11 protein-coding genes are annotated in these 19,394 nt (G+C 36.3%); all 11 read right to left on the minus strand.

All coding sequences use genetic code 11. The features are described from left to right. Window positions 1-7 precede the first annotated feature (7 nt). Window positions 8-1,771, minus strand: a complete 1,764-nt coding sequence (locus GWR14_RS05015; RefSeq protein WP_163407932.1) for a DUF2326 domain-containing protein — start codon at window positions 1,769-1,771, stop codon at window positions 8-10. Beyond that, complete coding sequence (locus GWR14_RS05020) at window positions 1,768-2,004, minus strand: ABC-three component system middle component 8 (RefSeq protein WP_163407934.1); 237 nt, start codon at window positions 2,002-2,004, stop codon at window positions 1,768-1,770. The genes GWR14_RS05015 and GWR14_RS05020 overlap by 4 nt, the downstream gene beginning before the upstream one ends. Further along, complete coding sequence (locus GWR14_RS05025) at window positions 2,001-2,945, minus strand: ABC-three component system protein (RefSeq protein WP_163407935.1); 945 nt, start codon at window positions 2,943-2,945, stop codon at window positions 2,001-2,003. Before GWR14_RS05025 ends, GWR14_RS05020 begins: the two co-directional genes overlap by 4 nt. Window positions 2,946-3,233: 288 nt before the next feature. Next, window positions 3,234-5,666, minus strand: a complete 2,433-nt coding sequence (locus tag GWR14_RS05030; protein WP_163407937.1) for a sugar-binding domain-containing protein — start codon at window positions 5,664-5,666, stop codon at window positions 3,234-3,236. 94 nt (window positions 5,667-5,760) lie between these two features. Beyond that, window positions 5,761-9,258 (minus strand): malectin domain-containing carbohydrate-binding protein, encoded by a 3,498-nt coding sequence (locus GWR14_RS05035; protein WP_163407939.1) that lies wholly within the window; start codon window positions 9,256-9,258, stop codon window positions 5,761-5,763. 188 nt (window positions 9,259-9,446) lie between these two features. Then, window positions 9,447-12,179 (minus strand): alpha-d-galacturonidase, encoded by a 2,733-nt coding sequence (locus tag GWR14_RS05040; protein ID WP_163407941.1) that lies wholly within the window; start codon window positions 12,177-12,179, stop codon window positions 9,447-9,449. Window positions 12,180-12,377: 198 nt separating this feature from the next. Then, the gene (locus GWR14_RS05045) at window positions 12,378-13,271 is read right to left on the minus strand and encodes a sugar phosphate isomerase/epimerase family protein (protein WP_163407943.1); all 894 of its coding nucleotides are present in this window, start codon (window positions 13,269-13,271) and stop codon (window positions 12,378-12,380) included. 94 nt (window positions 13,272-13,365) lie between these two features. After that, entirely contained in the window at window positions 13,366-14,514 is a 1,149-nt protein-coding gene (locus GWR14_RS05050; RefSeq protein ID WP_163407945.1) for a sialidase family protein, read from the minus strand. Between the two features lie 253 nt (window positions 14,515-14,767). Further along, on the minus strand, window positions 14,768-15,586 hold the full coding sequence (locus tag GWR14_RS05055; RefSeq protein WP_163407946.1) for a BRO-N domain-containing protein: 819 nt from the start codon (window positions 15,584-15,586) through the stop codon (window positions 14,768-14,770). A 45-nt stretch (window positions 15,587-15,631) separates the two neighbouring features. Then, on the minus strand, window positions 15,632-18,376 hold the full coding sequence (locus GWR14_RS05060) for a glycoside hydrolase family 78 protein (RefSeq protein ID WP_163407948.1): 2,745 nt from the start codon (window positions 18,374-18,376) through the stop codon (window positions 15,632-15,634). 101 nt (window positions 18,377-18,477) lie between these two features. Beyond that, window positions 18,478-19,338: a GIY-YIG nuclease family protein gene (locus GWR14_RS05065; protein ID WP_163407950.1), complete on the minus strand. Its 861-nt coding sequence runs from the start codon at window positions 19,336-19,338 to the stop codon at window positions 18,478-18,480. Window positions 19,339-19,394 lie beyond the last annotated feature (56 nt).

The following is a 19,394-nucleotide window of genomic DNA, read 5'->3' on the forward strand; positions in this document are numbered from 1 at the left end:
CCTTTTATTAAAAACTAAACTCAAATAATTTACCAGAATCGCCAGAATCATTTAATTCAAGACAAATTTCTTTCGTGCTAAATGTTTTTAATATTTCAGCTGGAATATCATGTTCAATTGAGGTAAAAATATATTGCATATTATATTCTACACAATATTCTTTGACTTTATTAATGAAATTTATTTTCTTTCTATTATCTAATCCTTCAAGTGCACCATCATGATAAACAAAACGATAAAACGACTTTTTATGATATGCAATTAAAACAGCTAAATCAAAAGATATACACAACATTTTTTGATAAGTATTTCCTTTACTTTCGGCTGTTATATCAACTTCATTATCTTTTGTTACTTCAACTTTAAAATCAATATTTCCTTGGCCATTTTGTTTCATAAAAATGATTGCAGGAACATTAAAAATATATTTAAAAATATTATGAAAAAGTCTTCTTATCTCAGGGTAATATTTATTATCATTAGAAGAAATCTGAGAATGAATATCTTTTATCAAAACCTCCAACTTCTCATTAAGTAAACTTGTTGTTTCATTTAAAATTGAAATTTTATCAATACTTTTTAGTTTTTCATCAAGCCTAGATATTTCACCTTCAACTTTAGTTAAATCTATTTGATATGACTTAAATTTATTGAAAGAATTTTTGTCTTTTAAAACAGACAAGATTTGATTTCTTTTTTTATCATATGCTAACATTGACAATCTAACATCACGTATTTTTTGTGTCAACTTCTCAATTTTCTCTTCTAAGTATTTATTCCTTTCCTCAGTAATTCTTACATTAAATTCTTCTAAAGCCTTATAGTCTTTGACCAAATTATCAGGAAAGAATATTTCTGCATCTGCATAAATCCTTTTTAATTGATCAATATCAAAAGAAATGTTTTGAGAAAATGATTGTTTTGCTTTATCTAAATCAAACTCTAAATTGTATTCCAAAGTGTTTAAGTCAGAAATTTGTTTTTCGACTTCTTCAATAAGTTCTTTATTCAATTTTCTTTCTTGTTGATAGAAATTAAAATTATCTATCTGCACTTGCAATTCTTTTTGTTCAGCTGATTTTAAATCAATTGCTCCTTTTATTTTATCTAATTCTTCTGTATCTACTGCGAATTGATTTTTTATTTTATTTACAAATGTTTTTTGTTCAGAAATCTGATTGTCAGTTTCATATTTATGAGTTAATAATTCTCCATTAAAGCCCAGTAAATCAAACACCATAGGTTTCCAGTATTCATGTTTTCCTACAAATTTAGAAAGCTGAAATACATCACTATAATCTTTTTGTGAACGCAAAAAATAGGTAACAGACTTTCTATATGACCAATTTACTAAAATATCAAAGCCGAGATATTCATTTAAAGTTTCTACAGCCTTTTCAAAGCCCAAATTTTCTTTATCCCATTCATTAGTATTTAATAAACTAACCGTATGAGTTGTAGTTTTAAATGAAATTTTTGTTGAAGTATCAATTGAACGCTTAATTGTTAAATATTTACCACTGTTTAATAATATCTCTAAATAAAAAACATAGCCCTTAAATTTATCTTTGTACTTATAAAATATATCATCTCCACTTGGACCACTCAACAACATAAAATCAATCACCTCGATTAGTCTTGATTTCCCTAAGTTGTGTGAGTCTTTATTTAGGTCAAGTTTTTGTGTAACTTTAGCCAATACAAGGTTAATTCCATCATTAAAAACGATATTTTTAAAACTTTTATTTGCATATAATTGGCTCAGCTTCATTTGATGTATTCTATTGTGTCAATATCTTTTTGATATTCAATTTTACCAAGCAAATATAAAAAACTTAATGCAGGGATAAAGACCTCCTTTGCATTTATTCCTCTTGATAAAGTTACTTTTTCTAACAATTCATCATATTTAATAACTTCCTGTTCCTTAACTATGCTAAGAATAACACCTCCCAAATTTAATAGGGAGAGATTTAGATCAAGGTATTTATGTGGCGCTATCATTTTGTTTTTCCAATATCACAGTTAAAGTACATAAAATGAATAAATACACGAACTATTTTTCTATAATCTTTTAATTTATCTTCATTGTCACCTATTACACAATCAACTAAATGTTTAATAACATGTTCAAATTCATTAAAACGACTTCTTTCAATTGTAATTGACTCTTGTAAATCACTTATCGTATTAGCATACATTCTAGTATATTGTTCATTTTTGGGATCACGTAAGAAATTTTCAATTTCTTCAAAATATTGTAAAGAATGATCTTTAATAAAATCAAAATAATCCTTACTCAAATTATTTAACTCATTCTTCCTCTCTTTATCAATTAAATCAAAGTTTATTAGATAACTTTTTGCCTCAGACGATATTGACTTACTATTTTCTGCAAAATCTACAATAATTTCTCTTATATCTTTCTCATAAAATCTAAGAGGTGTAATAAACTTATATAACCCAAACTGATTCGCTATTTGAGGTGAATCAGTTAAATATGTATCAATTTGTTCTCTACCTATAATCTCAACATTCTCGATTCCAATTCCATCTTGTAGCATCTTGATAATTATAGGATGTGATCCTCCAGACAACTTTCTATTTGTAAATATTATATAATTATCAAATGGTGTTATTGTCTTTACTTCATTAAGACGTTCAATTTCCTTATTTAAAATACAAGATCTATTAACTGAAAAATCATTATCAGCACAACTTGCATTTAAAACTTTAGTGTGTTTAGCTTGTATATTAAATTTTCCAGACCAAGGTTCAGAATTAGAAGGAAAAAAATCTGCAGTCCCTGTAAACCAACTATCTTTTGCTCCATCTTTTCCTAAAGAGAATGTTTTACAACCAATTCCTAAAATATCTTTACAAATACGAATTATTAAATTCTCAAATTCATCATCGCTTAAATTTTCATATGGAAATTGGCTCATTTTTTAATATATGTTACTATTTTTTTTCTAAAATTTCTTATCAAGGCAAATATAATATTATTTTTATTACAAATAATAAACATCAATTTAACCTAAAATATCTCATGAAAGCCAACTCCCGCATGAGGGATGAAAATGGTATTCTTTTCTTTTCCTTCTTTAGGAAAAGAAAAGATATAATGTACAGCCCGACCCTTGTGGTCATGCCCAAATAATCATCAAAATTATTCCACAAAAAAACTCCATTATCGCTAATGAAGTTTTGAATACAATTATTTTCTGAAGTGCTTATTCTACTTTTACAATTACTGTAGATGACATCCCGTTTACGGTGGAGGCTTTTAACTGAATCTTTTCTTTCTTCCCGTTCGACTGGATGATGGCGATGCATTTTCCGTTATAGACTTTGCAGGAATTCGCTTTAAACGACTCCAAATTCGCCTGATAACCGTTGTCAACTCCAACTAATTTTCCTCCGCCTGTAACTTCAAAGTTGATCAGGTCATTGGCATTTGGCGAAAGGTTTCCGTCTTTGTCCTGAATCGAAACCGTTACATAAACCAAATCGTAAGTATCATTTTTAATGGTTGATTTATTTACTTTCAAATCAATTTTGGAAGCTGCTCCAGCGGTATGAATTTCTTTTTCCAAGACTATTTTTCCGTCTTTTCTGGAAATGGCTTTCAGCGTTCCCGGTTCGTATTTTACACGCCATGAGATATGCAGATCGTCGTTTTGTTTGGCTTTTTTGCCTAATGATTTTCCGTTCAGGAATAATTCCACTTCATCAGCATTGTTGTAATACGCCCAAACATCAACTTCCTGCCCTGCTGTCCAGTTCCAGTGTGGAAAAATGTGCAAAACGGGTTTCTTCGTCCATTCACTTTGGTACATATAATAGACATCTTTTGGAAGTCCCGCCAAATCGATGATTCCAAAATACGAACTGCGTGCCGGAAATGGATATGGATCTGGTTCGCCTATATAATCAAAACCAGTCCAAACAAAAGTACCGGCAATGAAATCGGAGTTTTTTATTGCTTTCCAGCTTTCTTCGTGCGTCGAACCCCAAAATGATTTTACATTATCGTAAGCCGAAACCGTAAAATCTGCATTACCATCAAATTTCTCTCCGTATTTTACCGGCCAGGCTTTAACCACATCCGAAGGCTGGTCATAATGTCCGCGGGTTTCGAGTGCAGAAACAGTTTCAGAAGCAATTATTTTCTGTCCTTTGAAACGGGTTGGAAAGGTTGTGTAATCTTCGTGCTTGTAATTAAAGCCTAACAAATCCAAAGCACCTGATTGATAAATAAAATTCTTCTCCGGAACATTCTCTGTCAACGCACTTGTTATCGGACGAGTGGTATCCAGATTTTTTACGATTTGCGCCAATTCTCTGGTAATTGCAATTCCTGTGCTGTCAAATTGTTCACGGATTTCGTTTCCGATACTCCACATCATCACCGAAGGATAGTTGCGGTCTCTCAAAATCAAATCTTCTAAATCTCTTTTGTACCAATTATCCCATTCTTTGTGAGCATCATTCTTTACTTTTGCTTTTTTCCAAACATCAAATGCTTCGTCCTGAACAATGAACCCCATTTCATCACACAATTGCATCATCTCCAACGAGTGCGGATTATGTGACATTCTGATGGCATTGCAGCCCATTTCTTTCAGTAAAGTCAGTTTTCTGCGAACGGCATGAATGTTTTCTACAGCTCCCAAAGCACCATTGTCGTGATGCAGACAGACTCCGTGTATTTTGGTTGGTTTTCCGTTTAAAGAAAATCCTTTTTTGGCATCAAAAGAGAAAAATCGAATTCCTAATGGTGTTTCATAAGTATCAACCAATTTTTTATTCTCGTAAATTTTGGTAAGGACTTTATACAAATACGGATTTTCAGTATCCCATAAATTTGGGTTTTTCACTTCCAGATTATGTGTTTTTTTAGAATTGGAATTAGCATCTATTTTTTCTGTTGACACTGCATTGGCTACTTCTTTGTTTTTAGCATCAACAATTGAAGTAACAAATTTGAATTCTTTTACAGTATTTGCTTTATTTTCTACGGTCACTTCAAAATGTACCGATGCTTTTTCTTTGCTGATTTTAGGAGTGGTTACATGAGTTCCCCAATGTGCTACGTGCAGTTTTTCAAGAGCCACCAAACGTACATTTCTATAAATTCCGGAACCAGTGTACCATCTGGAATTGGGCTGTGCATCGTTATCGACTTTTACGGCAATAACATTTTCTTGTTTTCCGAAATGCAGATAAGGAGTCATTTCATAAGCAAAGGAAATGTACCCACTAGGACGAATTCCCAGCGACTGACCATTAATAAACACTTCACTGTTCTTAAAAACACCGTCAAATTCTATCGAAATCGATTTGCCTGCCCAATCTTTTGGCAAAGTAAATGTTTTGCGGTACCAGCCTTTTCCTGCCGGCAAAAATCCTTGTTTAGTTCCTGTTGGAAGATCTTTATTGAATGTGCCTTCGATACTCCAGTCGTGCGGCAGTTCCAAGGCTCTCCAATCGGAAGTGCTGAAATTCGCATTGACTGCCTGTGGATGATCCCCTAATTTAAAGTTCCAGTTTTTATTGAAATCTTCGACAATTCTGGCTTTTTTTTGCGCTGATGCAGAAGCAACTAAAAGCAACATTAGTATTGATGTTCCAACTTTTCGTAAAATGTTTTTATGCATATTCATAAACTTATTTTTTTATGTTGTTTGTCATTGCGAGGAACGAAGCAATCCCATAACGTGAGCAACTACTGTGATTGCTTCGTTCCTCGCAATGACTTTATTGAAATTCGAAATTATCCAACAACAATCCTTTCATATCATCAGATTCTATCGTGATTTTATAGGTTCCCGCATTGATGTAACCACCGGAAGTTGTATTCAGTATCTTCCATTTTTCTGCTGATGGGAAAAACTCAATCGTGTCATTTCGCATCATGATTCCATAGGCATCTTCCATTTTGAATTTGACTTTTAACGGGGTTTCGTTTCTGTTCATAAAACGGAAACGCATCAGGTAAATTCCGGCAACACCCGGCTTAACTTCAAACTGAATGCTGTTGTTTGTTTTTTCCTTGAATTCGATATAATCGGCTTTTTTGAAATTGCCTTTTTCGATTCCGGTGCCGGTTGTTTTGGCGGTTTCGGCTTCTAAAAGTACAACGGGTCTTGAATCGTCTTTTTCACCCATATCGTAAGTTGGAACGACAGCTATTGTACTATTTTCAAAAAGTACTTTTTCTCCTTTTTTGACTTTTTTATGGAATACTGAAAATTCAACCTTATCTGAATTTTTAGCAGTTTCTTCCATTCTTTTATAACCTGAAATTGAATCTTTTGATTTGCTAAACAGATAAATTTCCGAATCTTCTTTGGTTACGAATGAACCCGAAGATTTTAATTTTGACGAAATCTGCAAATAATCGGCACCAAAAACTTCTGAAGGCAATTGCGTAAACACAACATCCGAATCTGAATATTGTTTTGAATTGATATCCAGCCAGGAACCGATTTTAGTTTCTGAATTACTTTCAACATTCTGAATATTTCGTGGCGAAGCCGAAGCTCCTTTTACTGACTTATCTTTGGTAGCAATGGCAATTGCCGAAATAATCGCCTGACTCGCTTTTACATTCGGGAAAGAAATAACAATTTTTCCATTTTTACTTTTTACTACAAAAGTTTTCTTTAGCGCCGAATCGTGTCCGACTTCGCTCCAGATATCCAAATCTTTCAACACCACACTATCATTGATCGCTACGTCAAACAAACGCCAGCCTTTGCAGTGGAGTCCGCCTCCGGTTCCGTACCATGGTTCTGTAAAATACAATTCTACCAAATATTCTCCATCCGGAGCAGGGAATTCGTAACGCAGTTTGTCGATTCCGTATCTGAAACTTTGGAATAAATTCCAATCTTTAGTTCCTGCAATTGGGTCGAAAGTACTTCTTTGGCTTGCATAAAAATCGGGCAATTGTTTGAAATTATCTGTCCATGACAAAGAACCCCAAGTGTTTTCTCCGCTTTTATGAACATCAGCATTCCAAACATTTCTGTTAGAATCTTTGATTTCACTTCCTCCGGAATTGACTCTGTAAATATAGTTGTAGCCTTTCTGAGGTTGTAAAATTGTTTCTTTTTTAGTTTCTAATACGTTAAAATTAGGTGCTTTTGGCAGACTGTTCAAAATGATATAATCTTTTGCAACAGCTTTTCCGTTTACATAACCTACGGCGTACAAAACGTTGTATTGAACATTAACATTATTAAACTGAAAGTGCTGACCCAATCCCGGATTTTTTAGTTTTCCGAGTGATGTTTTATTAACATCATTGAACAATTCTACCTCATCACAATTGGAATAGACATCGATTCCATTTTTGATTCCCGGAGCATCCCAACGATTCTGCCAGGTATGCGAAACGATATAGACCATTGGATTGGTTTTGTTCGAAACATAATTGGCGCGGTACATATAATACGCATCCAGAGGTTCTCCCCAAATACTGAAAAGTCCTTTATAATTCACAGGTCCTACTTTATCGATATCCCTGAATCCTTCGCCATTTTGCGAACGACCCGGATTTTCGTGCGAGGCAAATAACCAGTTGAACTGTCCCGCAATTTTGTCTTTTACCGATTCGGCTTCGCGGACTTTGATTTCCATTAATTGCGAGAAACGGTTTTCGCTCAAAATTCCTTTTTGATCGAATTCACCCTCGGTGTGCAGGTCGTGTGAGCGCCAGGCACCGTATTCTCCGTTAAGCAATTGCTTGCTCATTTCGACATCGTAATTGAACGGATCTCCTCCATAGGTTCCTGACCAGTTTTGCACCACATTCCAGTCGGTTCCTTCGCCTCCGTTGCAAGTGGTTACGATGCGTTGTGAAGCGGACATTGGATCCATTTCGCGAATGATTTTGGTACATTCTTCGGCAAATTCTTTTGGGATGGTGCTTTCGTTCTGTAATCCCCACATTACTACTGACGGACTGTTTCGGCGTTCCTTAATCCATTCGCGTAATAAGGTTTTAAAATTCTCTTTGAATTCGGGAGTGTCGTACCAGATATGAGCTGAAAACTGACTCCAGAATAAGATTCCGTTTTCGTCCAGTTCTTTTTGGTATTCTAAATTATGAGGCTGGTGCGCTTCGCGGAAAGCGTTGAAACCTCCAGCTTTTATTTGTTCAATTCTCGAATGAATCTGCTCATTTGAAAACGAATGACTGTTCCCGATTAAATGTTCGTATTCGCAGGTTCCGTTGATGAACAAGGGCTCATCGTTGATGAAAAAACGGTTGTCTTTTCCGTCACGGCTCACCGGCCAGCTAAACCAACGGATTCCGTATGGTGTTTTTAGTTCGTCAATCTTCTTTCCGTTTTCAAAAATGGTAGTTACCAATTCATACAAATACGGATTAGATGGAGACCATAATTTTGGATTTGCAATTTCCGGAAGTGATTGTGCTATTTGTTTAGTTTCACCTGAAGTGTTTTTGACATCAGTTTTTACACTAACAACTTTCTTTCCTGTTTTATCAAAAAGGGTGTTTTCGATTGTAACATTTCTGTTTGAAGTCCCGTAATTTTTGATTTCAGTAGTAATATTCAGAACTGCTTTTTGTTTGGAAGTCGATTTATCATTCCAAACATGAACGCCGAAAGGTTCTATTCGAACATCATCAGTAACGACTAAAGTTACGGGTCTGAAAATACCCATTGGCTGGGAGCCTTCGGAGAATCCCCACTCTCCGGAACATCCGCCACAAACCCAAGGCAAATCAGCAATGAATGACGGATGCGATGCTTTGACTATTATATCATTTTCTTTTTCGAAAGAAACGGCTTTTGTAATATCAACTGTAAAAGTAGTTCTTCCGCCTTTGTGTTCACCTACTTTTTGGCCGTTTAACCAAACGGTGGCATAGGAACTTACGCCTTCAAAAAAGAGGAAAAGCCTTTTGGAATTATCTTGTTTGTCTAGTTGTAATGTTTTATGGTACCAGGCAGTTCCGTGTAAATTTCCGTGTTTGGTTCTTAGGAAACCGTAATACTGATCCCAGTTGTGAGGCACGTTTACTTTTTGCCATTGGGAATCTACTTTTGGATTTTGCACAAAGGTTTCTTCCTTTTCCGGAAGCTGGTTCAAAACAATGGTTTCCCAAGATGAATTCAGCGAAACTTCTTTACGAAACTTCGCGGACTCCTTGTTGCCCTGACTCCAGACAAAGCAAAAACTTGAAAAAAAACATAAAATAAAAAAAACTATTTTCTTCATATATTTTAAACCATATAAGTCATATAAGGTTATTTAAGTTTGTTACCTCGATGAGACCTAACAGGTTTTGAAAACCTGTTAGGTCTTTTTGTTCGCGTGAGGGATAGAGGCGATATCCTTTTATGAAGCGATAGCGTAATAAAAGATAAAGCCGAAAGCCCGACCCATAGGGTCACGCCCAAATTATTTTAATAGAACAACCAGTCTACCGCGCCTTTTTCGCCTGCATCGATGTAACCGACATCACGGGTTGTGATGGTTTGATCGGCATCGATGAAGCCTAAAATCAGGACTCTTCCTTTTCCTAAATCCAGTTTGTTTTCGCCCGGCTGGAAGGTGTAGGTGTGAATGTTTATCCTTGGCAATTCTTTCAAATTCATTGCACTTGCCAGAATCACTTCGGCTTGTCCGTGTGCATTTCCGGAAGCATCTGTTTCTAAACTTGGCGGGAACAAAAATCTTTTCTGATCAGAATTGAAATAACCAACAACCAGTTTTACGGCTTTAGTGTTTTTGAATTTCAGGTGTGTTCCGTTTTCGTTTTGTGATGTTTCATCGAAAGCAATTCCTTTTAGGTTTTGCAGTTCAGGAGCTATTTTTGTCAGTTCAGAAATTGGTGTTCCGTATACTTTTGTTCCGCTTTTGACTGCGTAAGTTCCTTTGCTTTCGCTTAATAAGGTTACCTCAGCGGTTTTCCACGGCTTGCCTTCTTTAGTTACGATTTTACCGTCTTTTGATGATTTCAGCAAATCTAAATTTCGCTTGAAATTAGCCAATTCACGTTCATAATGTGGCAATAATTCAGCCCATGTTTTGTTGTTTCCATCGTCTCCGCCAATCGGAATTCTGCGTTGTGCCGTCTGCATACTGTTCGCATATAAATAATGGTCTTTGGTCAAATTGACCAATTTTTCATAATATTCGATGCTTTTTTCAAGATGCGGAAGCGCTTTATCCAAATCGGAAATATCATTAGAATAACTGTATCGCAACACTAACAAAGCTGTTTTTACTTTTTCCGAAAAGAAATCGGCGAAAGCTTTGTAAGCGTGTACATCGTTTTTCAGACGCAGGAATTCTTCTTTGTCTTTGGTTACGCTGGCCTCGGCTTTGTCAATGGCTTCAACGGCTAATCTTCCATGTTCTGTGATTTCGGCAATAATCTGCGTTGGCAATTCGCCTGAATGCGGTTCTTTGTTCCATTCTTTTTTGGCATATTCCAAAAGCAATTCTCCCGCAGGCCCGCAGGATTCGTGGAATCCCGGATAGACCCTCCATTTTGATGGATTGACCAATTGGCTTTCGAACATTCCTAACAATAAAGTCTGACGATTTCCTTCGGTAATTCCGAAACGTCTTAAAGTTTTTGGAGCAATTTCTCCGGTTTCTTCGTAGGCTTTTAAGATATTATTGGCACCTTCTGAATCGGTTCCGTATTTATTGGCCAAGTCTTTATCCCAATATTTGATTTCTTCATTTCGGTCTCTTTTGCTATCCCAAGCGTATCTTGCCCAGGCTTTGTACCAAATCCAGTCACGATCCATTTCGAGTAATCGTTTACCATCAGCCAATTTATCAGCTGAATATGGCCAGTCCCAGTAGGAAGCCTGCGGATATAAGTGCAATGCATTGGCTCCGTGAACGCTGTGCATCGCTTTAACCGTTTTCTGGATAAAGTCCGGCGATCCGTAACGGAAAGGTTCGAGGTTTGCCAGAATATGTACGTTTTCAATATGAATTGATTTAAGAGAACTCAATTGTTTGTGCGTTTCGCCCCAAGGTCCGCCAGGTGTATAAGTCGTCAACGATTCTCCGGTGTATTTGCTTTCTGTGTACAGGTTTTTGTACAATGGAAGCGATTTTTCCATTACCAAAGGTCCGTCGGTGTCGTGAGAACGCAGAATAATTGGCGGTTCATCGGTTCTTCCTAATGCTTTCAGTCCGTCCTGAACACCCGGAATAATGGTTTTGGTAAACCATTCTACGTCGTCATCGACAGTATTGATGGCTTCTCCAAGGCAAACCAATAGTCCAACGTTCGGATATTTTTCGATAAAGGCACTAATTGATTTTCGGGTATAATCGGAAAGCAAAGGTGTAATTGGTCTTGAACGATCCTGTGTTTTCATATTATAATGCTCCGCAAAAGGTTTGGAAACAATGATATTATAGAACATTTGGATGACCCAGATTCCTCGTTTGTTGGCTTCTACGGTTAGGTATTTGTAGATTTCCTCGTTCTTTTTGAAATCTTCGTCGCTTACTTCAACGGCAAACGGATAATCTTTTAGTTTTACCAAAGAAGCAAAAGGGTGTCCATTCCATAGGTACAATGAGTTCATGCGGTTATCGACCATCATATCGAGGTATTTTGTCCATAGTTTTTTATCGTAAAACCAAGGAAAAGTTTCCGGTGTATATGGGTATTCGTAAACGTCCCTGCCAGGAAGGTAAACCGGCTTCTGCATTCCGATACAGGCTCCTCTCAAAACCATTTCGGGACTGTCTTCAATATTGATTTCTGATGGAATTTCGCCAGTCGATTTAATGCGGTCAATCAGTTCCATTGCGCCGTATAAAGCTCCAGTTGCATCGGTTCCTTCAATGTAAATGAAGTTTTTTTGCGTACGGATTTGGAAACCTTCTTTCTTTGTTAACTGGCTGTCATCGATTTTAGCAGTTTTGGCGTTTTGATTCCAAAAATCGGTTCCTTTTTCGCCAATAACGATTACTTTATCTTTTGATTTTTTAGGTGCTTTGTCTGCAAAAACTACTTTGAATCCTTTTGTTGTTGCTGTTTCGGATAGTTTTTCGGCTCCGTATTTCGCTCTTGGTGCATTGGCATCACGAACAATGGTGATGTTTTGTGCCGATGCAAAAGTGGCGTATAATCCTAAAAAGAGTAAGCTTAGATATTTCATTGTATTTTAATTTTATTCCTGAGAATGATTTTTAACCACATAGAAACATAGTTTTATTTTAATCAAAAAAGGCGTTTCACTTTTTTTAAAAACACAGAGCTATGTGAACCAAAATATTGGCTATCCAACTCTTTTTTTCTATGTTTCTATGTGGTAAAATTTTATTTTTATTGGTTACACCAAATAGATTGCTCTTGTTTAATTCTGAAAAATTTTCTTCAAATAAGCTACGTTGGCTCCGTAATTGGCTTTTACGTTATGTACCTGCGTTACGTCGCGGGAACGTTCTACGATCAGCCAGCCACTCCATTTCATTTCGTCCAGCGTTTTTTTGATTTTTGGCATATCAACGTTTTTGTCGTTTTCAAGCCAAACGCTGTCTGTTGTTGAAGCGTGAATCTGAGCCAGGTGTTTTTTACCTAAAATTTTTAATTCGGTTGCGATGTCTCTTCCGTTATCTACTGCGTTCGCAAAATTGAAAGAGCTTTTAATGTGTTTACAGCCAATTTCTTCCAATAGCTTTTTTTCTTCAGTCGCATTCAGTGAAGTTTCAATAGCAATTACTCCGCCAATTTTACCGACTTGCTTTCCGGCCCATTTTAATCTTTCGATAATGATTGGACGCAGTTCCGGATTTTTCGTCAAATCACTTTCGGTACCCAAAGGCAGATAAGCGACTTTTACTTTCATGTTTTTCATTGTTGCCACACAATCGTTAATCATCAAGTTAATTGAATCTCTTTTGGCAAATGATTGTGCGTAAAATCCGGACATTGCAATCGAACTGATTCCGACACCCGTTTCTTTGGACTTATCCAGAAATTTTTGTCTTTCGATTGGATCACCTAATTTACTGTCAAATGTGGGTCTTTTTCCTAATCCGCCCATATCGAGCTCGATTCCGTCTGCTTTTATTTCGCTAGCCAAACCAAAGGCACCGAGTTTTTGTCTTTTTAAAATCATCCAATCGCAGACTGCCACTTTGTATTTTTGCTTTTTTGATGATTGAGCAGAAACTTCGCTATTGAAAGTACTGCACAAAACAGCAAGGAACAAGACAATGGCGTTTCTTTTAAAATAATTTACTTTCATTTTTTATCATTAAAAATCTGCTGAATCTGCTAAATCTGCGTGCTTATTTTTTTCTCACGCAGATTTACGCAGATAATTTTTTAAATCTTTTAATTTATTCTTCTTCCGCTTTAACAGCCTTTACTTCAACGCCTTCCTGTCCAGGCCAGATTCCGTTTTTGATTGGAAGTGCTACCAGTTTTTTAGGATCAATTTTTACGTATTTCAGTTTTTCTCTTCTCCAAGTATACACTATATGCACCATTCCGTCTGAGCTCTGAATGATCGATGGATAGGAATATTGACTGATTTTTGAATCTTCCAAAACTAATGTCGCTTTCCAATTGATTCCGTCATCAGAAATAGATAGGTTTAAAGGCGTTCTTGGTCCTTTAGCTTCTTTTCCCGGAGGCAAAACGTGGTTGTAAACCAATAAATGTTTTCCGTTTTTCAATGTTACAGCATCGGTTCCTGAATTGTTATTTGGTAATCCGATTAACTCCAACTCTGACCATGTTTTTCCATTGTCTTTAGAAAAAGTGCTAAAAATGGCTCTGTTTTTGGTTCTTCCAATCGCCTGAACACTTCCGTCTTTATGAAACAAAATACTTGGCTGAATAGCATTTATTTTTTGTTTTCCTCTTGAAATAGTATCGCCCATCACCCAGGTTTTTCCAAAGTCCGGGCTTGATTCCATACGTAAATGCCAGCCATTTCCTTCGATGCTTGAAGGAAGCAATAAAGTTCCGTTACTCAATAAAACCGGTTTGTTTTTGATTGGTCCCAAGAAATCTTTACTCGGCATATCAATTTTATCAGACCAGGTTTTTCCTCCATCAGAAGAAGTTCTGTAAACACCCCACCACTCGGATGGTTTTGGCCCTATTTTATAAAACAGCATCAAATCGCCTCCCGGAATTTGGTACAAAACAGGATTCCAGGTTGGAAATCTTTTCCCGTCCGGCATCACTCCATCGGCTACTTTAATTGCTTCACCCCATTTATCGCTTCCTTTTGGTTTAATCGCTGAATAAATACAAACGTCTGGATGTCTTTCGTGCGATCCTCCAAACCATGAAGCCACTAAATCTCCATTGGTTGCTTCCACAATGGTTACAGCGTGACAGGAAGGATATGGTGCTTTGTCGTAAATGAATTCATCTACCAAAATCCCTTCTTTCCATGTCTTTTTTTCTAAAGCCGATTTACAGCTTCCCAAAAGCAATAGTCCCAAAAAGGCAATCGTTATGTGTTTCAATTTCATTATTTATATTTTAAAATATTATGTGTTTTATTTTCAATGGATTACACAAAAATAAATATGCAAAAATTTATTAAGTGTAAAAATAACACTAAATAAATGATTTTGCAACCTGTACAGTCCTGAATTAAGGAAAATTTGTGTTTTAAAAGAATATTATGAGATCGCTATTGTAAATTCTATCTAGTTTTACAATTGCCTTTTTTGAAATTTTCTTGCAATAAGAGAATACTTGTTACGAAACAATCTTTATAATTTATTCAGACAAACCTTTTTTCTTTGGGGGCAGAAAGTTCTCGCCTGTAACCACATTTTTACCCGTTTGCTGTTCTAATTCTATTCTCGCATTTTTAGCAACTGCACCACCTTTTTTACCGGCTTTAGCATTTTCCAGTAATCCTTTTGCTTCTTCATTTTCGGCTATTTGTCTGGTAGAAAGTTCGGCAAGTGCTGTAAAAATCAATTCTGCTTCGCTCATGTGGTCGCGTAGGTTTTGTGATTTTAATCCTTTTGCTTCTTTGTGTTTTTTTACCGAAAGTCCTGTCCATTCCTGATGGATGATATTGGTCAGAATAGCAAATTCTTTTTTCTCCTGAATACCTGATTCTTTCCAGTAATCGGTGAGTTTATTGCGCGTCTCCTGTCCCATCATTCGTTGCTGAATCCACTTTTCGCTTCGTCCGTGCTGTTTCCAGTTTTCTCTGGCACGGTCTATACTCTGTGAAGGATCCTGAATTTCCTGAATGCGTTCATAGCCTACTTTTGCCAGCCATTGTTTAAAAGGCTCTGCTTTGGGTGATGGAATAGATTGTACCAATCGAAGAATATGCTCAACATTGCCTGCCAATGTTTTTCGTTTTTTCCCATTGGTAAGCATCGTTACCTGGGGACAATTTGTCCCTATGTAACTTCCAAGTTCAACATCTCTTTTCCTTATTTTTTTTAAATAGTCTGTAGGGTTTTTGGAATCTGTTAAAGCTTCAACAATGTCTACTATTGAAAAATACCATATTTCATTATCAGCATCATAATGACTTCGTACTTTTTTATCTTCGAAAATTTTAACAGCGTCCATAATTAGGTTTTAAACTTACTAATACAATAATACGAAAAACCTTCTTTATTTTACACTCAAAACATACGACCCTGATGGCAAAGTCAGGATGATGTTATTGTTTTCGGTTTTATAAGATGATTTATCAAGTTTCTGATTGTTCACTGTTACCGAAGAGGCATTTTTTGTTGGCAAATACACCACAGCCGATGAATTGGCCGGAATAGTAATTTTCCATTCTAAAGTGTTTTTGTTTTTCTTCCAGTCGCTTTTTATCAGACCATACATAGATTCATAAGACGCGTTTACAAAAGTCAATCCCGCATTAAAATCCGGTTTCATAATTATTTGCTTGAAACCCAGAGTTTCAGGATTGCTCTTGATTCCTGCCATATTTTCGTAGTACCAGATCAGTAAATCGCCCAAAAGCATCACATGATTTTGTGAATTCATGGACGGATCAGCGGTATTTCCGTTCCATAATTCCCAAATGGTGGTGGCACCGTTTTCGACCATAAAGCCCCAGCTTGGGTAGGTTTTGTTGGAAGCTAATTTGAAAGCTAAATCCCCTCTTCCGAAATTCGTCAGCGTTCGCATCAAAAATTGCGTTCCGATAACTCCTGTACTGATATGTCCTTGTTTAGTCACCTCAACTTCGTGAGCCATATTTTGAAATACTTTGTCTTTTACATCTTCAGGAACCATTCCGAAAGCCAAAGGCAAGAGATTAGCCGTAACCGTATTATTGGCGTAAGTGTTTTTGTCAACATTAAAAAATTTAGTGTTGAATGCTTTTTTGATTCTTGTAGCCAAATCATCATAATGTGCAATATCGGCATCTGCATTTGTTATTTTGGCAAACTTTTTCATGATTGTCAAAAGCTGATAATAAAACGCACTCGATAACAATTGTCCATCGGTTAAACGGGCAGGATCTTTGGAACGAATCAATTCCAGCGATTCCGGCGGAACGCACCAGTCACCGTATTTGTCCTTATCCATCAAATCATTTTGCAGATAATTTTCCTCCATATACACCATCCATTTTTTCATGTATGGATATTGTTTTTTAATCACTTCCGCATCACCAAATTGTTGGTACAGCATATCACCCACCGTGATGTACGTTCCCGGCCAGGTCACATTATCACCATAATAACGCCAAAATGCCGGCGCCACATCAGGCAATCCTCCGTCCTGTGTTTGGGAATATTTGATATCATCCAGCCATTTGACATACAAAGTCTGGTTATCGAATAAAAAACTTTCGCCATAGGCACCTGTTGTGCGGTCGCCCAGCCAAGGCTGACGCTCATTTCTTTGTGGACAGTCAATCGGCATTCCTTTGTAATTTCCGCTAATTCCCCACCAGGCATTTTTGAAAATCTGGTTCATTGTGGCATCCGAAGATTCAAATGTTCCAGTCGTTTTAAGATCATCATACACTACTTTTCCAACGAAATTATCTAGTGTTGGTTTGGTAGAAAAACCCGAAATTTCTACAAATCGGAATCCGTGAAATATAAAACGTGGTTCCCAGATTTCTTCGCCTTCTCCTTTTAAAGTATAAACATCGGTGGTTTTGGCATCACGCAAATTGGCAATATAGAGCGAACCGTCTTTCTGCAAAGATTCTGCGAATTTCATTGTGATTTTATCTCCGCTTTTCCCTTTTACTTTCAGTTGCAACCAGCCCACCATATTCTGACCCATATCGAGAATGTAAGTCCCTTTTGCAGTAGCTTTAATCGAAATTGGTTTTACTTCGCCCATTATTTTCATATACGGCGACATTTGCGCTTCATAAAAACCGCCCGGTTCCTGAACGTATCGTGCATTTACCCAGTTTTTATCGTCAAAATTGATGGTAGCCCAGCCTTTCATTTCCTTGCGGGCATCGTATTCTTCACCGTCGTATTCGTTGTTGGACAAAATTGGTCCATCAGTAGTTAATTTCCAGGTGTCATCAGTTCTGATAACTTCTTTGCTTCCATCGGTATATTCGACAAATAACTGCAAAGCCATTTTCGGAAAACCAAATGATTTGATTTTATAAGGTTTGTAATCCTGACGCATTGCAAAAAAACGTCCATTTCCTAAAATCGTTCCCAGCATATTTTTGCCTTCTTTCAGTTGCGAAGTCACATCAAAAACATTGTATTTTACGTTTTTGGTGTAATCCGTCGGAACGGGTGCCAAAACCTGATCGCCAATTTTGTTTCCGTTTATGTACAGCTCATACAAGCCCATTCCCATAATGTAAACCTTGGCGTTTTTGACCTGTTTTTTCAGGTTGATTTCTTTTCGCAGATAGCGTGCAGACAATTTGGAATACTGCGAAATACTGTCATCTTTCGACAATTTTTCATAACCAATCCAGCGAGTTGATTTCCAATCGGCATAGGTTAAAATCCCGATGCTGAAATGTGCAGTTACAGCCGATTTGATTTCGCCTTTATTCGTAAAAACAATTACTTTCCAAAACGCATTTTGTCGGTCACCCAGCTTTTTTCCGTTGTAAATAATATTTACCGAAGCATCGCTTTCTATTTTTCCGCTATCCCACAAATCGGCCTTGTTCGCATTTAGGTTTTCTAAAGTCGAAGCGACCATAATTTGATAGGCAGTCTGTTTTACATCGTTTACATCTGCTTTTATTTGCCAGCTCAAACGAGGTTTGAGTACATCAATTCCTTCCGGATTGTTCAGCATTTCGCATTGCAGGTTGGTGACGCTGATTTTATTTTGGGCTTGCGCCGAAAGCGAAATCAAGGTTATAATGATGAATGTATATAGAAATGATTTTTTCATAAGTTGTAATTTTTATTTCACGCAGATTTTGCAGATTTAGGCAGATTTTATTTGAATAATATTGAGATAAAAATCTGCATTTATCGGGTAGGACTTTTTCGTTAGTCCTTATTATCTTTTCTGTTTAATAATGGTCTATGCTTTTTTATTAAATATTCTTCCAATTCATAACGTCCAAATGCAACTGGAAAAAGTGTCACTTTACACGTTTTTAAAAACTCTGTTACCTTTCTATCCTCCATTTCACTGAAATACCGTTTTTTACCTTTAATTTCTAGAAGCTCAAAACCTAAAATATCAGTTCCTATATGTCTTCTAAGTGCGGAAAAATATGTCCGCCCACTATGAGTTTTTATTCGCTCTCCAATATCTGAACTTTCTCCAATATAGATCAGTTTATCGGACTTGTCTTTTACAAGATAAAGTCCAGCTGAACTGATAATTTTTGTATCAAACCAAGATGCAAAAGTTGATTTCAAAACTTTTATTTCTCCTTCTTCTAATAGCTTTTCAAAATTTTCTTGAACTGCGTTCCAAAGTCCTTTTTGGTCTGCAATTACAAAATTTTTCCTTTTGGCAAGTTGGAAACCGTTAAGTTTCGTTGGCAAGTTGACAATACCAAATTCTTCAACTTCTTTTCGTCCAATATTTGTCGAAATAAATTGAATTTTAAATTTATCTATTGTTGTTGATTTTACGAATTGATTTGTAGAATTTAGTTTCTCAAAATTCTTGTAAAAAGTTGATGTCGCTGGCTTAAATTGTTGCTTAAGTCTTTTAATAAGTTCTTTTCCTTCACCAACATAAAACGGAACTTTGTCCAATGATATCAAATAATTTCCAAAACCTTTTTCATTAACAGTAGAAGTATCACAAAACTGTTGAGTTTTTAATTTATTTAGTCCACACGATAAAATTTCGTCAGATTGTTTTTGAATTATATCCCAACTATATTTCGACATTTATCTATCCGTTTTATTTAATATTCGATCTTTTAGCATTAATCTCCTTAAATCCG

The sequence above is a fragment of the Flavobacterium ajazii genome (assembly GCF_010614725.1).
Classification (GTDB): Bacteria; Bacteroidota; Bacteroidia; order Flavobacteriales; family Flavobacteriaceae; genus Flavobacterium; species Flavobacterium ajazii.

Coding starts and splice junctions, on each gene's coding strand:
- GWR14_RS05015 (WP_163407932.1), bottom strand. CDS start 1,771: ATGAAGCTGAGCCAATTATATGCAAATAAAAGTTTTAAAAATATCGTT.
- GWR14_RS05020 (WP_163407934.1), bottom strand. CDS start 2,004: ATGATAGCGCCACATAAATACCTTGATCTAAATCTCTCCCTATTAAAT.
- GWR14_RS05025 (WP_163407935.1), bottom strand. CDS start 2,945: ATGAGCCAATTTCCATATGAAAATTTAAGCGATGATGAATTTGAGAAT.
- GWR14_RS05030 (WP_163407937.1), bottom strand. CDS start 5,666: ATGAATATGCATAAAAACATTTTACGAAAAGTTGGAACATCAATACTA.
- GWR14_RS05035 (WP_163407939.1), bottom strand. CDS start 9,258: ATGAAGAAAATAGTTTTTTTTATTTTATGTTTTTTTTCAAGTTTTTGC.
- GWR14_RS05040 (WP_163407941.1), bottom strand. CDS start 12,179: ATGAAATATCTAAGCTTACTCTTTTTAGGATTATACGCCACTTTTGCA.
- GWR14_RS05045 (WP_163407943.1), bottom strand. CDS start 13,271: ATGAAAGTAAATTATTTTAAAAGAAACGCCATTGTCTTGTTCCTTGCT.
- GWR14_RS05050 (WP_163407945.1), bottom strand. CDS start 14,514: ATGAAATTGAAACACATAACGATTGCCTTTTTGGGACTATTGCTTTTG.
- GWR14_RS05055 (WP_163407946.1), bottom strand. CDS start 15,586: ATGGACGCTGTTAAAATTTTCGAAGATAAAAAAGTACGAAGTCATTAT.
- GWR14_RS05060 (WP_163407948.1), bottom strand. CDS start 18,376: ATGAAAAAATCATTTCTATATACATTCATCATTATAACCTTGATTTCG.
- GWR14_RS05065 (WP_163407950.1), bottom strand. CDS start 19,338: ATGTCGAAATATAGTTGGGATATAATTCAAAAACAATCTGACGAAATT.